Annotated in this window: 12 protein-coding genes; 10 read left to right on the top strand and 2 right to left on the bottom strand. The window is 73.7% G+C overall.

Annotated elements, in window-relative coordinates:
- Positions 1-30 precede the first annotated feature (30 nt).
- The 4 genes from sucB to ABEE00_RS12060 all read left to right on the top strand — a co-directional run bounded on the left by sucB (position 31) and on the right by ABEE00_RS12060 (position 7,371).
- Positions 31-1,815: a 2-oxoglutarate dehydrogenase, E2 component, dihydrolipoamide succinyltransferase gene (gene sucB, locus ABEE00_RS12075; RefSeq protein ID WP_345745351.1), complete on the top strand. Its 1,785-nt coding sequence runs from the start codon at positions 31-33 to the stop codon at positions 1,813-1,815.
- Positions 1,816-1,935: 120 nt separating this feature from the next.
- On the top strand, positions 1,936-2,565 hold the full coding sequence (locus ABEE00_RS12070; protein WP_345745350.1) for a GntR family transcriptional regulator: 630 nt from the start codon (positions 1,936-1,938) through the stop codon (positions 2,563-2,565).
- A gap of 546 nt (positions 2,566-3,111) precedes the next feature.
- A complete protein-coding gene (aceE, locus tag ABEE00_RS12065; protein ID WP_345745349.1) occupies positions 3,112-5,796 on the top strand; it encodes a pyruvate dehydrogenase (acetyl-transferring), homodimeric type in 2,685 nt (894 codons plus the stop codon).
- A gap of 501 nt (positions 5,797-6,297) precedes the next feature.
- Positions 6,298-7,371 carry a helix-turn-helix transcriptional regulator gene (locus ABEE00_RS12060; RefSeq protein ID WP_345745348.1) on the top strand — a complete coding sequence of 358 codons (1,074 nt, stop codon included), beginning with the start codon at positions 6,298-6,300 and terminating at the stop codon, positions 7,369-7,371.
- On the opposite strand, the gene ABEE00_RS12055 is transcribed toward ABEE00_RS12060, so the two are convergent.
- Complete coding sequence (locus ABEE00_RS12055; RefSeq protein WP_345745347.1) at positions 7,362-8,321, bottom strand: SDR family oxidoreductase; 960 nt, start codon at positions 8,319-8,321, stop codon at positions 7,362-7,364. The two genes, ABEE00_RS12060 and ABEE00_RS12055, sit on opposite strands and share 10 nt — an antisense overlap.
- Positions 8,322-8,504: 183 nt before the next feature.
- Here ABEE00_RS12055 and ABEE00_RS12050 point away from each other — a divergent pair, with 183 nt between their 5' ends.
- Positions 8,505-9,071, top strand: a complete 567-nt coding sequence (locus tag ABEE00_RS12050) for a DUF4240 domain-containing protein (protein WP_345745443.1) — start codon at positions 8,505-8,507, stop codon at positions 9,069-9,071.
- Here the strand turns inward: ABEE00_RS12050 and ABEE00_RS12045 are convergent.
- Positions 9,013-9,561: a GNAT family N-acetyltransferase gene (locus ABEE00_RS12045; protein ID WP_345745346.1), complete on the bottom strand. Its 549-nt coding sequence runs from the start codon at positions 9,559-9,561 to the stop codon at positions 9,013-9,015. The two genes, ABEE00_RS12050 and ABEE00_RS12045, sit on opposite strands and share 59 nt — an antisense overlap.
- Positions 9,562-9,701: 140 nt before the next feature.
- Between ABEE00_RS12045 and ABEE00_RS12040 the strand changes: the two genes are divergently transcribed.
- The 5 genes from ABEE00_RS12040 to ABEE00_RS12020 all read left to right on the top strand — a co-directional run bounded on the left by ABEE00_RS12040 (position 9,702) and on the right by ABEE00_RS12020 (position 14,441).
- A complete protein-coding gene (locus tag ABEE00_RS12040) occupies positions 9,702-10,592 on the top strand; it encodes a TIGR01777 family oxidoreductase (protein ID WP_345745345.1) in 891 nt (296 codons plus the stop codon).
- A 375-nt stretch (positions 10,593-10,967) separates the two neighbouring features.
- Positions 10,968-12,623 (top strand): FAD-dependent oxidoreductase, encoded by a 1,656-nt coding sequence (locus tag ABEE00_RS12035; protein WP_451918553.1) that lies wholly within the window; start codon positions 10,968-10,970, stop codon positions 12,621-12,623.
- A gap of 167 nt (positions 12,624-12,790) precedes the next feature.
- Complete coding sequence (locus ABEE00_RS12030; RefSeq protein WP_345745344.1) at positions 12,791-13,081, top strand: hypothetical protein; 291 nt, start codon at positions 12,791-12,793, stop codon at positions 13,079-13,081.
- Between the two features lie 144 nt (positions 13,082-13,225).
- Complete coding sequence (gene cobF / locus ABEE00_RS12025) at positions 13,226-13,996, top strand: precorrin-6A synthase (deacetylating) (RefSeq protein WP_345745343.1); 771 nt, start codon at positions 13,226-13,228, stop codon at positions 13,994-13,996.
- 43 nt (positions 13,997-14,039) lie between these two features.
- Entirely contained in the window at positions 14,040-14,441 is a 402-nt protein-coding gene (locus ABEE00_RS12020) for a DnaJ family domain-containing protein (protein ID WP_345745342.1), read from the top strand.
- Positions 14,442-14,458 lie beyond the last annotated feature (17 nt).

The raw sequence follows: 14,458 nt of genomic DNA, 5'->3' as shown, positions 1-14,458 counted from the left end.
CGCACTTCGCAATAAGGAGCACCAGAAACCATGGCGGTTTCCGTAACCCTTCCCGCGCTCGGCGAGAGCGTCACCGAGGGCACCGTCACCCGCTGGCTGAAGGCCGAGGGTGAGCACGTAGAGGCCGACGAGCCGCTGCTCGAGGTGTCGACCGACAAGGTCGACACCGAGATCCCGGCCCCGGCGTCCGGCACCCTGGCCAACATCAAGGTCGCCGAGGACGAGACCGTCGAGGTCGGCGCCGAGCTGGCGCTCATCGACGACGGCTCCGGCGCCCCCGCGGCGCAGGAGGCCCCGGCGCAGGCCGAGGCTCCGGCCGCGCAGCCGGAGCCCGAGCCGCAGCCGGAGCCCGCGGCCGCCGCCCCGCAGCCCGCGGCCCAGGAGGCCCCCGCCGCCTCCGGTTCCGCCGAGGGCACCGACGTGACCCTGCCGGCGCTCGGCGAGTCCGTCACCGAGGGCACCGTCACCCGCTGGCTGAAGCAGGTCGGCGAGGAGGTGGCCGAGGACGAGCCGCTGCTCGAGGTCTCCACCGACAAGGTCGACACCGAGATCCCCGCTCCGACCGCCGGCACCCTGCTGGAGATCGTGGTCGGCGAGGACGAGACCGCCGAGGTCGGCGCCAAGCTCGCCGTCATCGGCGCCGCCGGTGCCGCCCCGGCCGCCGCCCCCGCGCAGGAGGCCCCGGCCCCGGCCGCCCAGCCCGAGCCGCAGCCGCAGCCCGAGCCGGCCCCGGCCCCGCAGCCCGCCGCGCAGGCCCAGCCCGCGCCCGAGCCGCAGCCGCAGCCGCAGGCGGCGCCCGCCGCACCGGCCCCGGCGGCCCAGGCCACCGCTGCCCCGGCGCAGCCGGCCCCGCAGCCGCAGGCCCCGGCCCAGGTCGGCGAGTCCGACGGCGCGTACGTCACGCCGCTGGTCCGCAAGCTGGCCAACGAGCAGGGCGTGGACCTGTCCGCGGTCAAGGGCACCGGCGTCGGCGGCCGCATCCGCAAGCAGGACGTCACCGCCGCGGCCGAGGCCGCCAAGTCGCAGGCGCAGGCCGCGCCCTCGGCCCCCGCCGCCTCCTCGGCGCCGAAGTCCCCCAAGCTGGAGGCTTCGCCGCTGCGCGGCCAGACCGTGAAGATGCCCCGCATCCGCAAGGTCATCGCCGAGAACATGATGAAGGCGCTGCACAACCAGGCGCAGCTCTCCACCGTGGTCGAGGTGGACGTCACCAACATCATGCGGCTGCGCGAGCGCGCCAAGGCGGGCTTCCAGTCGCGTGAGGGCGTCAAGCTCTCGCCGATGCCGTTCTTCGTGCAGGCCGCGGCCGAGGCCCTGAAGGCCCACCCGTCGGTCAACGCCCGTCTGAACGACGACGGCACGATCACCTACCACGACGTCGAGAACATCGGCATCGCGGTGGACTCCGAGAAGGGCCTGATGGTCCCGGTCATCAAGGAGGCCGGGAACCTCAACCTCGCGGGCATCGCCCGCAAGACCGCCGAGCTGGCCGGCAAGGTCCGCGACGGCGGCCTGGGCCCGGACGACATGTCCGGCGGCACGTTCACGATCAGCAACACGGGCTCCCGCGGCGCCCTGTTCGACACGATCATCGTGAACTACCCGCAGGTGGCCGAGCTGGGCATCGGCGCCACCGTGCGCCGCCCGGTCGTCATCAACCACCCCGAGCTGGGCGAGACCATCGCCGTGCGCGACATGGTCTACCTGACCCTGTCCTACGACCACCAGCTCGTGGACGGCGCGGACGCCGCCCGCTACCTGAACGACGTCAAGGCCCGCCTGGAGGCCGGCGAGTTCGAGGGCGAGCTGGGACTGTAAGTGCCCCGGCCATCGGCGTGACGCGGAGCCCCCGCCCGGTAACTCCGGGTGGGGGCTTCGTCGTTCCGCCGCGCCGTTATTGTCGAGACACCCTCTTTTTCCTGCCTCCGAGGAGCGCGCATGACTCCGACCGTTGTCCACTCGCTGCGCGAGCAGATCCACGAGCACATCGTGGACGGCATCGTCAGCGGCCGCTGGAAGCCGGGTGAGCGCATCGTGGAGCGGCGGATCGCGGTCGAGATGCAGGTGAGCCAGACGCCGGTACGCGAGGCGCTGCGCGAGCTGGAGGCGATGCGGATCATCGAGTCGGCGCCCAACAAGGGCGTGCGGGTGCGGGAGTTGACCGCGGCCGACCTGGAGGAGATCTATCCGGTGCGGGCCGGTCTGGAGCAGATCGCCGCGGAGCTGGCGGCGCCGCGGCTGGCGGACGACGTCTCCGCGCTCCGTCCGCACGTCGAGGCCCTGTACGAGGCGGACAGGGACGGCGACGGCGAGGCCCAGACCCGCCACACGGTGGGCTTCCACCGCGAGTTGGTACGGGCTTCGGGCAACAGCGTGCTGCTGCACACGTGGGAGGGCCTGGGCATCGAGGTGTGGACCGCGCTCTCGATCCGCTGGCTCGGGACGGTGCAGCAGTCGTACGCCGAGGAGCACGAGGCGGTCATGGAGGCGTTCCTGCGCCGCGACCCGGGCATTGGGCCGCTGGTCAAGCGGCACGTGCTGGGGTGCGCGCCCCGCTCCGCGGAGTAGGCGCGCAGTGCGGTGCTTTGCGTCGTAACCGCCGGCCCTTTGGGTGAGTGGTTGCTTTCCGCTGCGGCGGGATGTGGGTGTGTGGTTGCGCCCGTCTTTTGAGTCACGGCCCGCCCTCCGACGCTCCGCGCCTGCGGTCGAGCCTCGCTCCGGTCTGCGGCGTCCCCGGGTGACGTATGGACAGTCACTTCTCGCCGCTCGCCCACCCCCGTACGAGGTGTGGGCAATCGTTCCGCAGGGGCGGAACGGGTGGGCACACCGGAACCGGCAGCCGCCGCACCCACCCAGCCCCGCACCCAACGGGGCCCGGGGCGAAGCCCCGGAAAAGGGGGCAATCAGGGGCCACCCCGTAGCGGGAGGAAACGGGCGCAGACGGGGCACGCCGTGCCCACTTTCGCGGCACGGAATGCCAATTTCACGCGGAGCTTTGATCGATCATCGATCGCAGGCGTACAGTCGCTTCGCTGGGGCCCCCACCCTGTCCTGCCCCCACAGGGATTCCGACCCCAACCACCCCCTTGTCCGTCTGTCCGGAAGGTGGCCACCATGCCCGACGCCGTACACCCGCAGCCCAGCGAGCTCGACCAGCTCCCGGACCGCGACCCGCAGGAGACCGCCGAGTGGCGCGAGTCCCTGGATGCCGTCACCGAGAACGCGGGGCGCGAGCGCGCCTCGTACCTGATGCGCCGCACGCTGGAGCACGGGCGCGGCAGCGGGCTGGATGTGCCGGAGCCCCTGGAGACGGACTACGTCAACACCATCCCCACCTCCGCCGAGCCGGACTTCCCCGGCGACGAGGAGATGGAGAGCCGGATCACCGCGTGGAACCGCTGGAACGCGGCCGCGATGGTCACCCGCGGCTCGAAGCTGGGCCTCGGCGGCCACATCGCGACCTTCGCCTCGGCCGCCTGGCTGTACGAGACGGGCTTCCAGCACTTCTTCCGCGGCAAGGAGGGTGACGGCAGCGGCGACCAGCTCTACATCCAGGGCCACGCCTCGCCCGGCATCTACGCCCGCGCCTTCCTCGACGGCCGGCTGGACGAGGGCGACCTCGACCGCTTCCGCCAGGAGGCCAACGGCAAGGGCCTGCCCTCCTACCCGCACCCGCGGCGCCTGCCCTGGCTGTGGGAGTTCCCCACGGTCTCCATGGGCCTGGGCCCGCTCTCCGCGATCTACCAGGCGCGGTTCAACCGCTACCTGACCAACCGCGGCGTCAAGGACACCTCCAACTCGCACGTCTGGGCCTTCCTGGGCGACGGCGAGATGGACGAGCCGGAGTCGACCGCCGCACTCGCCCTCGCCGGGCGCGAGCAGCTCGACAACCTCACCTTCGTCATCAACTGCAACCTGCAGCGCCTGGACGGCCCGGTCCGCGCGAACTTCAAGATCGTGCAGGAGCTGGAGTCCCAGTTCCGCGCCGCGGGCTGGAACGTCGTGAAATCCCTGTGGGGTACGGCCTGGGACGAGCTGTTCCAGCTCGACACCACCGGCGCCCTCGTACGCCGCATACGCGAGGTGCCGGACGCGCAGTTCCAGACCTACGCGACCCGCGACGTCGCGTACATCCGCGAGCACTTCTTCGGCGCCGACCCGGCGCTGGTCGAGATGGCGAAGGTGCTCGGCGACGCGAAGATCGCCGAGTGTTTCCAGACCTCCCGCGCGGGCCACGAGCCCCGCAAGGTGTACGCGGCGTACAAGGCGGCGATCGAGCACAAGGGCGCGCCGACCGTGATCCTCGCGCAGACCGTCAAGGGCTGGACGCTGGGTCCGGGCTTCGAGTCGCGGAACGCCAACCACCAGATGAAGAAGCTCACGGGCAAGGAGTTCCGCGCCATGCGGGACCTGCTGGAGCTGCCGATCCCGGACAGCAAGCTGGACGAGGACCTCGTTCCGTACGTGCACCCGGGCAAGGACTCCCCCGAGTTCAAGTACCTCCAGGAGCGGCGCGCGGAGCTCGGCGGCCCGGCGCCCGCCCGCAAGGTGCACCCGGTCGGCCTGCCGACCCCGGCCGACAAGCCCTTCGAGGCGCTGAAGAAGGGTTCGGGCTCGCAGGAGATCGCCACCACGATGGCGTTCGTCCGGCTGGTCAAGGACCTGATGCGGGAGAAGGAGACCGGCAAGCGCTGGGTGCCGATCGTCCCCGACGAGGCGCGCACCTTCGGCATGGAGTCGCTCTTCCCCTCGGCCGGCATCTACTCGCCGCTGGGCCAGACCTACGACCCGGTCGACCGCGACCAGCTCCTGTACTACAAGGAGGCCAAGGACGGTCAGATCCTCAACGAGGGGATCACCGAGGCCGGTTCGATGGCGGACTTCACGGCCGCGGCCACGTCGTACGCGACGCACGGCGAGCCGATGATCCCGTTCTACATCTTCTACTCGATGTTCGGTTTCCAGCGGACCGGCGACCAGTTCTGGGCGCTCGCCGACCAGCTCGGCCGCGGCTTCGTGCTGGGCGCGACCGCGGGCCGTACGACGATGACCGGTGAGGGGCTCCAGCACGCGGACGGCCACTCGCCGCTGCTGGCCTCGACCAACCCGGCCGCGCTGATCTACGACCCGGCCTTCGCCTTCGAGGTCGGCGCGATCGTCAAGGACGGCCTGCGCCGCATGTACGGGCCGGACGCGGAGAAGAACGAGGACGTCTTCTACTACCTGACGGTCTACAACGAGCCGAAGGTGCAGCCCGCGCTTCCCGAGGGCGTCACCGACGAGCAGATCGTCAAGGGCCTGTACCGCTTCAAGCAGGGCGAGTCCGCGGGCGCCGACGCCCCGCACACCCAGCTCATCGCCTCCGGTACGGCGATCCACTGGATCCTCCAGGCGCAGGAGATGCTGCGCGAGGAGTGGGGCGTGACCGCCGACGTGTGGTCGGCCCCGTCCTGGAGCGAGCTGCGGCGCGACGCGCTGGAGTGCGACGCGGCGGCGCTGCGCGGCGAGGAGCGTGTGCCGTACGTGCAGCGGGCGCTGGAGGGTGCGCAGGGTCCGGTGCTGGCGGTCTCCGACTGGATGCGGGCGGTTCCCGACCAGATCTCGCAGTGGGTCGAGCAGGACTGGACGTCGCTGGGCACGGACGGCTTCGGCCTCTCCGACACGCGGGACGCGGCGCGGCGCCACTTCGGCGTCGACGCCGAGTCCGTGGTGGTCGCGGCGCTGGCGCAGCTTGCGCGGCGGGGCGAGGTGAAGCAGGAAACGGTGAAGAAGGCCGCAGAGAAGTACGGCCTGGCCTGAGCCTCACGCTGACCGGCTGACGGCCGGGGTGTCCCGTGTGCGGACGCCCCGGCCGTTTCCATGCGCCCCCGAACTGCGCCCGACCCGGGGCTCAGCCCCGCCCACCGCTCCCGCACGAGGCTGCGGGCTGCGGTCAAGCCCGGGGCTCTGCCCACCCGCCACTCCCCGCACGAGGTTGTGGGCATTCGTTCCGCTGGGGCGAGGGGGGTACCTCCCTGCTCGGAGCGAAGCCGGAGAGCTTGGGGGAGGGTGGGCACAACCGGACCGCAGCCCCCCGGCCCCCCGCAACCACGTTGCCAACAGGGGCCCGGGGCGCAGCCCCGTGAACGCCCGCGGTGAGCGCGTACGTCGGGTGCGGGGTGGGGACGGCCTCGCGGCTGGCGGTTCCGGTGTGCCCGCCCGTTCCGCCCCTGCGGAACGACCGCCCACACCTCCGAGCGGGGAGGCGGCGCGGCGCGAAGCGCCCACACATGAGTGGGGGCGACAAGAGAGAATCGCTGTATGCGTGCTGGGCGGCTTATTCGGATCGTTTTGTTGCTGCAGAATCGGCAGGCGATGACCGGCGCCGAGCTCGCCGCCGAGCTGGAGGTCTCCGAGCGCACCGTCGCCCGCGACGTACTCGCCCTCAACGAGGCGGGCGTACCCGTGTACGCGGACCGCGGCAGGACCGGCGGCTACCGCCTCATGGGCGGCTACCGCACGAGGCTCACCGGCCTCGGCCGCAGCGAGGCCGAGGCCCTCTTCCTCTCCGGCGTCCCCGCCGCGCTGCGCGACATGGGCCTGGAGGACACCGCCTCCGCCGCCCGCCTCAAGGTGGCCGCCGCCCTCACCCCGGAGCTCAGGGACGCCGAGGACAGCGCGGCGCAGCGCTTCCACCTCGACGCCCCGGGCTGGTGGACCCCGCCGGAGCGCCCGGAGACGCTCCCCGAGCTGGCCTCGGCGGCGTGGGAGGACCGCCGCGTCACCCTCACCTACCGGAGGAAGGACCACGACGGCGGCCACGAGGTGGAGCGGGAGGCGGAGCCGTACGGGCTCGTCCTCAAGGCGGGCGTCTGGTACCTCGCGGCGCGCGTACACACCGGGGCCGGCAGCTCATGGCGCGTCTACCGCGTGGACAGGGTCACCCGCACCGCGCGGACCGGCGAACACTTCGTACGGGACCCGGAGTTCGCCCTCGCGGACTTCTGGGAGGAGCGCGCCGCCGCCTTCGCTCGCTCCCTCCTGCGGGACGAGGTCGTGGTGCGGCTCTCCGCGGCCGGAGCGCGCCGGCTGCGGCACGTCACCGACCGTACGGCTGCCGAGGAGGCGCTGGAGAAGGCGCGCGCCGGCGAGGGCGAGGACGCGCACGGCCGCCTCACCGTGCGCCTCCCCGTGGAGTCCCTGGACGTGGCGTACTCGCAGCTCCTCACGCTCGGCCCCGAGTGCGAGGTGCTGGAGCCGGCCGCCCTCCGCGACCGGCTCAGGGAGGCGGCCACCCGCATGACCGCGCTCTACGACACAGGCACCGGCAGCACGGGCACCGGCCCAGACAGCGACACCGGCACCGGCACCGGCACCGGCACCCCTCAGCGGTAACCCGTCACGTCCGCCGGCTTCCCCGCGTGCTCGACCTCGGTGATGTAGCGCCACGCGTCCGGCGCCGAGCCGTCCGCGTCGGTGAATCCGTACTCCTTGGCCAGGCCCCCGCTGGACAGCGACTGCCCGTTGAAGCGGGAGACCTCGGGGTCGGTGGCGAGCGCCGCGAGCGCCCGCCCGACGAAGACGGGGCTCTCGGAGATCGCGAAGTGCGGGTTCTGCGCGCAGCCGTCCCGCCAGTGCTCCTCGGTCACCTTGAAGTGCGTGTCGAGCATCGCCTCCGAGCGCAGCCACCCCGGCGTGAGGCACACGGCCGTCGCCCCGAACTCCTTGAGCTCCTCGGCCAGTCCGCGCGCCATCCGCAGCGGCGCCGACTTAGCGAGGTCGTAGTAGAAGGGGCGGCGATAGCGCCGGTTGTACTCCTCCGTGCCGTCGGTGACCTCCACCACCAGTCCGCCCGGCTCCCTGATGAGCAGGGGGATCGCGTACGCGCTGGTGACGATGTGCGACTCGGCGCCGAGGCGGAGGACGCGCAGCCCCGCTTCCAGGTCGTGCTCCCACATCCTCTTGTCCCACTGGACCAGGTGGTCGCCGCCCCAGACGTCGTTGACCAGGATGTCCAGCCGCCCCTGCTCGCGGTCGATGCGCTCGGTCAGCGCCCGCACCTGCTCGGGGTCGAGGTGGTCGGTGGGGACCGCGACACCGGTGCCGCCCGCCGCGGTGACCCGCTCGGCCGTGCCCTCGATGGTCTCCGTTGCCCGGCCCACCTCGCTGACCCGGTCGCGGGTCGTGCGGCCGGTCACATACACCGTGGCGCCCGCCCTGCCCAGCTCGACCGCCATCGCCCGGCCCGCGCCGCGGGTGGCGCCCGCGACGAGTGCCACCCTGCCCGCAAGGGGCGCTCCGCCCACTCCGCCCGCCTCGCCCGCAAGTGGTGCCGCTCCGCCCATGATTGCTCCTCTTCCCGGGGGACGAGCCCCGCGCCATCTCCCGTTTTCTCCGGGTTCGTCGCCGTACGGGACCGAGCCTCGCACCGATACCGGACAGCCTGTGTCGGGATTGCGCGCGGATTTCCGTACGCATGCCGCGGTCCGCGTGCGTCGCGCCCGCACAGGGCCGATGCTGTGTGCGTGATGGAAGAAGCGGAGTTCTGGGAGCTGATCGATTCCACCCGGGAGAGCGCCGAGGGCGACCCCGAGGAACAGGCCGACCTGCTCGTGGACAGGCTGACCCAGCTCGACCCGGACGCGGTCACCTACTTCGCGCGGCACTTCGAGTCCCGCTTCAACCGCGCCTTCCAGTGGGACCTGTGGGCCGCGGCGTGGATCCTGCTGGACGGCGTGAGCGACGACGCCTTCGACGCGTTCCGCTGCTGGCTCATCGCGCAGGGCCGCGAGGTCTTCGAGGGCGCGGCGCACGACGCGGACGCGCTCGCGCACCTGCTCACCGAGTTCGACCCCGAGCTGGACGGCGACGCCGACGACGTGGGCTACGCGGCCGACGAGGCGTACGAGCAGCTCACCGGCGTCGACCTGCCCGAGCTCGGGCTGCCCGACCCCCCGGAGGACCCGGTCGGCGTCCCGCTGGACCTGGAGGACGAGTCGGCGCTCGCGGAGCGGCTGCCCCTCCTGTGGGAGCGGTTCAGGGGTGTGGGCGCTCCCACGGCCCGGGAGGCGCAGGCGGAACCCGGCTCCCGGTGAGCCAACGCCCCATCAGCACGTCGTCCACATAGGCGCCGTCCAGCACGAACTCCCCCGGCAGCACCCCCTCCACCACGAAGCCCGCCGCCGCGTACACGCGCCGCGCGGGCTCGTTGTGTCCCAGCACCCGCAGCGTGATGCGCACGGCGCCCTCCCGCCGCGCCCGGTCGCAGGCCGCGTCCAGCAGGGCGCGGGCCACTCCGCGGCCGCGCGCCCACTCGTGGACGACGAGGCCCTGGATCTGCCGGACGTGCGCGTTCGCGGGCAGCCAGGTCGGCGGGACCACGCGGATGTACCCGGCGATGCCCTCCTCGCCGATCTCCGCGACGAGGAACTCCTCGGGCCGGTGCGCCGAGTCGAAGAAGGGGCCGTGCGGAGCGCGCGGCCGCGGCTGGACGGAATGCAGCGTCGACCAGGCGCGGCGGTCGAGATCGCCGAGCGCCCCGCCGTCCTCCGCCTCCGCTACCCGTATGACGGTCTCTGACCCCATGCGCGCCACGGTGCCCTGTTCCCGCGCGTACGTCCAGAGCGCCTGCGCCGTCCGGTCCGTCCCGCACTGCCCGGCGGGGCGGGTGGACGCGCCGCACCCTGGCCGTACCGTCCGCCGTACGCGCGCGGCAGGATGGGCCCATGCGGATCGCGATCACCGGAGCAGGCGGGCTCATCGGCACGGCGCTCAGCACCTCGCTGCGCGCGGACGGACACGAGATCGTACGGCTGGTGCGGCGCGCGGCCGCCGCGCCGGACGAGGTCGAGTGGGACCCCAAGCGGCAGTACGTGGACGCCGCGGGGCTCATCGGCTGCGAGGCGGTGGTGCACCTCGCCGGGGCCGGGGTCGGCGACAAACGCTGGACCGCGGCCTACAAGCGGGAGCTGCGGGAGAGCCGGGTGCTGGGCACAGCCGCGATCGCCGAGGCCGTCGCCTCGCTGGACGAGCCGCCGCACACCCTGCTGGTCGGCACGGCCGTGGGCTACTACGGCGACACCGGGGACCGCGCGGTGGACGAGGGCGCGCCGCCAGGCGACGGCTTCCTCGCCGATCTCGTCGTGGACTGGGAGGCGGCAGCGGCCCCGGCCGAGGAGGCGGGCATCCGCACCGCGTACGGGCGCACCGGGCTGGTCGTCTCGCGCGAGGGCGGGGCCTGGGGGCGGCTGTTCCCGATCTTCAAGGCGGGGCTGGGCGGACGGCTCGGCGACGGGCGGCAGTTCTGGAGCTTCATCGCGCTGCACGACCACATCGCGGCGCTCCGCCACATCCTCGACACCCCCTCGCTGTCGGGCCCGGTCAACCTCACGGCCCCCGAGCCGGTCACCAACCGCGAGGTCACCGCCGCGATGGGGCGGGTGCTGCACCGGCCGACGCCGTTCCCGGTGCCGGCGGCCGTACTGCGCCTGGCGCTCGGCGAGTTCGCCGAGGACGTGGTGGGGAGCCAGCGCGTGCTGCCGTCGAAGCTCCTGGAGTCCGGTTTCGGCTTCGCCTTCCCCGGCATCGACGACGCGGTGCGGGCCGCGCTGCGCTGAGGGCGCGGTACGGGTCTCCGGCCTCCGCGCACGGGGCCGCGCTGTGTGCGTCCGTGTGCAGAACGTGCCGGAACGGTGTGCCGCGTCGGTGCAGCGGAGCGCCGTCGTGCTCCGTCGCGCGGTGCCGAGCGGAATCGTGCGCTCCCCCGTGCACCGGTGCTCTCGCGCTGCGCGGCTGGTGAAGCGGAGGGGTCCGCATAGAGTCCCCACAGTCGTGCGCAACCCGGGTATTACCCGTGTCCGTTGGGGCATCACGACGACAGATGCGAACAGGCGGCCGCACCATGGCCCCGTCGCACCACTCCGCTCCGCTCGCACCTCCCCCCGGCTCAGCCGGGGGCCGTCCACACCGCGCGCCGAACTCGGGGAGGCACCGTGCGCACCCAGCACACCCAGCACACCGGCAGCACCGCGGGACCCCAGCACGAGAGCACCGAAGACGCCGATGTGGTGATCGTCGGCGCGGGCCTCGCGGGCCTCGCCGCCGCGCACCACCTGACGGCCGCCGGACTGCGGGTGACCGTGCTGGAAGCCTCGGACCGTGTCGGCGGGCGCATGGTCACCGACCGCGTGGACGGCTTCCTGCTGGACCGCGGGCCCCAACTCCTGTGCCCCGCCTGGCCGGAGCTGCGCCGGCTGCCCGCGCTGGCCGGCCTCCCGCTGCGGCCGCTCGCGCCCGGCGCGCTGCTGCGCGCCGACGGCCGCACCCACCGCGTCGGCGAGCTGCGCCGCTCCCCCGCCGGCGCGGTCGCCCTGCGTACGGCGCAGCGGTACGGGATCCCGCGGTACGCGGCGAGAGAGGGCCGGTCAGGCGCGGGCGGCCACGGCGAGGGGCTCGCGCCGGGGCGCTCCAACGGCTGGTTCGACGACGGGAGTTACGGCGCCGCGAACGACGGCACGGGCTGCGGAACCCCCGTGCCGGAACGTTCCGCTGAGCGCCCCGAACGCCCCGACCGCGCCGAGCGCCCCGAGCGGCGGCACGGGCGGCGCGCCGGCCCGCTCTCCGGCGGCGCCCTCAGCACCGCGCGGGCGCTCAGCAGCGCGCGCGGCCGGGCCGCCGCCGTGACCGGCGCGCTCGACCTCGTACGGCTGCGGAACGCGCTCGCGCGCTTCGCCACGCTGCCGCCCGACCGGCTGCTCTCGCGCACCGAACTCCCCGCGGCGCAGGCCCTGTCGGCGCGCGGGCTGCCGTCCCGCACGGTCGACTCGCTGGTGCGCCCGCTGCTCGCGGCGCTGCTGTACGACCCCGAGCTGACCACCTCCAGCCGGGTCGCCGACCTCACGCTGCGCTGTTTCGCGCGCGGCGGGCTGTGCGTCCCCGAGGGCGGAGCGGGACGGCTGCCCGAACTGCTCGCCGCCGGGCTGCCCGAGGGCACCGTGCGCACCGGGGTGCGGGTCGTGTCGGTGGCGACCAGCGCGGTGACCACGGAGCAGCACGGCACGTTCCGGTGCAGGTCGGCGGTGGTGGCGACCGGCGCGCGGGAGGCGGCCGAGCTGCTGCCTGGCCTGCGGGTGCCGGGCTTCCACGCGGCGACCGTGCTGCACCACGCGGCCGAGCCCGGCGAGGGCGCGGCGGGCAGCGCGAACGGCGCGCCCTCGCTCCTGATCGACGTGGACAACGGCGGACCCGTTTCGCACAGTTGGGATGCCTCGGCCGCCGATCCGGCCCGCGCGCCCGGCGGCCGTTCGCTGGTCACCTCGGTGGTGCTGGGGCGCGCCGCGTCCGAGTCGCCCGCCGCGCTCGACCGCGCCGCACGGCCCCAGCTCGCCGCGCTGCACGGCGCGTCGGCCGAGCGCTGGACCCTGCTCGCCGCGCACCACTCGCCGTACGCGGTGCCCGCGATGCCCGCGCCGCACGACCTGCGCCGGCCGGTGCGGGTGCTGTCGGGACTGTACGTGTGCGGCGGGCACCGCGACACGAGCTCGCCGCAGGGGGCGCTGGTGTCCGCGCGCCGGGTGACCCACGAGGTCCTCCGCGACTTCCACCTCCCGCTCCCTGTGGCGGGAGTGCCGGAGCCGGTGGCGGCCTGAGAGGGGCGGGGGATGCCGCTCGCACCCCCTCTCCCCCAATTCGAACAGTTTTCCCAACTGCCGTCTTCAGCAGGGGTTTTGTCAGTGGTCGGCGGTATTCTGGGTACCAGAATCCGCGCGGTGGCCACGCACGGTCCGCCGGGCACGGAGCACTCTGGAGGTCGCCGATGACCGCACTCAGCACGCTGCCGAAGACGACGACCACGACCCCGCTCACCCACTTCTCGACCCTGCCCGTCCTGCCGAAGAAGAAGCTGCCCGCCGGCCGCCCGCGCGAGTGGTACATCACGCACAACAGGCAGCTCAAGGCGATGCGGATCGCCATAGCTCTGCTCGACACCGGCGTCTACACCCCGCGCCAGGCGCCCGACCGCGTCATCCGCGCGACCGCCGACCGCATCGGCGTGCACCCGCCGTCCGGCACGACCTGCCGGCTGGTGCGCAGCCTCCTGCCGTAAGAGCCCGCGCGGAGGACGGCCGGCCCGCCCCCTGACGGGCCGCGGAGGGGACCTCGGCGGGACCCCTCCGCGGCACCCGGCAGGGCCACCGCACCGCCGACCCGCCACCGGCGCCGCGCGCGCCGGCCGGGCACACTGGCGGGTGTGCGACACATCCTCGTGATCGGGATCGGCGCGGGCGATCCCGACTATCTGACGCTGCAAGCCGTGAAGGCCCTGGGCCGTGCCGACGTCTTCCTCGTCGTCGACAAGGGCAGGGAGAAGCGCGACCTCACCGACCTGCGGCAGCTCCTGCTGGAGCGGCACGCCCCGCAGCCGCACCGGATCGTGGAGGTCCGCGACCCGGAGCGGGACAGGCAGGCCGCGCCGTCCGCGTACGAGGGCGCGGTGGACGACTGGCGCCGCCGCCGTGCGGGGCTGTACGAGGGGGCGCTCCGCGACGAGCTGGCCGACGGCGAGACCGGCGCCTTCCTGGTGTGGGGCGACCCCTCGCTGTACGACTCCACCCTCGCGGCGCTGGAGGAGGTGCGGCGGCGCGGCACGGTGGAGTTCACCCACGAGGTGATCCCCGGCATCAGCGCGGTCTCGGCACTCGCGGCGCGGCACGGCACCGCGCTGAACCAGGTCGGCCGCCCCGTACAGATCACCACGGGCCGGCGGCTCGCCGAGGGAGCGCCCGAGGACGTGGACGACCTGGTGGTGATGCTCGACGCGCACCAGACCTTCACCGGCCTCGATCCGGAGGAGGACTGGCACATCCACTGGGGCGCCTATCTCGGCACCGAGGACGAGCTGCTGGTCTCGGGCCCGGTGCGGGAGGTCGCGCCCGAGATCGAGCGCACGAGGGCCGAGGCCAGGGCCCGCAAGGGCTGGATCATGGACACCTACCTCCTCCGCCGCAGAAGGAGCGCCTGAGCGTCCGGGCGCCTGACCGCCTGACCGCCTGAAGGAGCAGCTCATGACCGAACGCAAGCCGCCCGGCGTCGACTTCGAGTCCTGGGTCGACCGGCAGATCCGCGAGGCCGCCGAGCGCGGCGCCTTCGAGGACCTGCCGGGCAAGGGCAAGCCGCTGCGCGGGCTGAACGAGCCGTACGACGCGATGTGGTGGGTGCGGGACAAGATGGAACGCGAGCAGGTCTCGTACCTGCCGCCCTCCCTGGCCCTGCGCAAGGAGGCCCAGGACGCGCGCGAGGCGGCCGAGGCGGCGGCCTCCGAGGACGAGGTCCGGCGCATCCTCACGGAGATCAACGAGAGGATCCGCGAGGCGATCCGCACCCCGCCGTCCGGGCCGCCGCACCGCCTGACGCCCTTCGACGTCGACCGTGCCGTACGCGACTGGCGCGCACGGCACGGCCGTTGAGCCCCGGGGCGGAGCGG

The organism is Streptomyces odontomachicola (genome assembly GCF_039605595.1).
Lineage (GTDB): Bacteria > Actinomycetota > Actinomycetes > Streptomycetales > Streptomycetaceae > Streptomyces.
The sequence above is the reverse complement of the archived record's forward strand: the minus strand, read 5'-3'. Positions and strand labels throughout refer to the sequence as shown.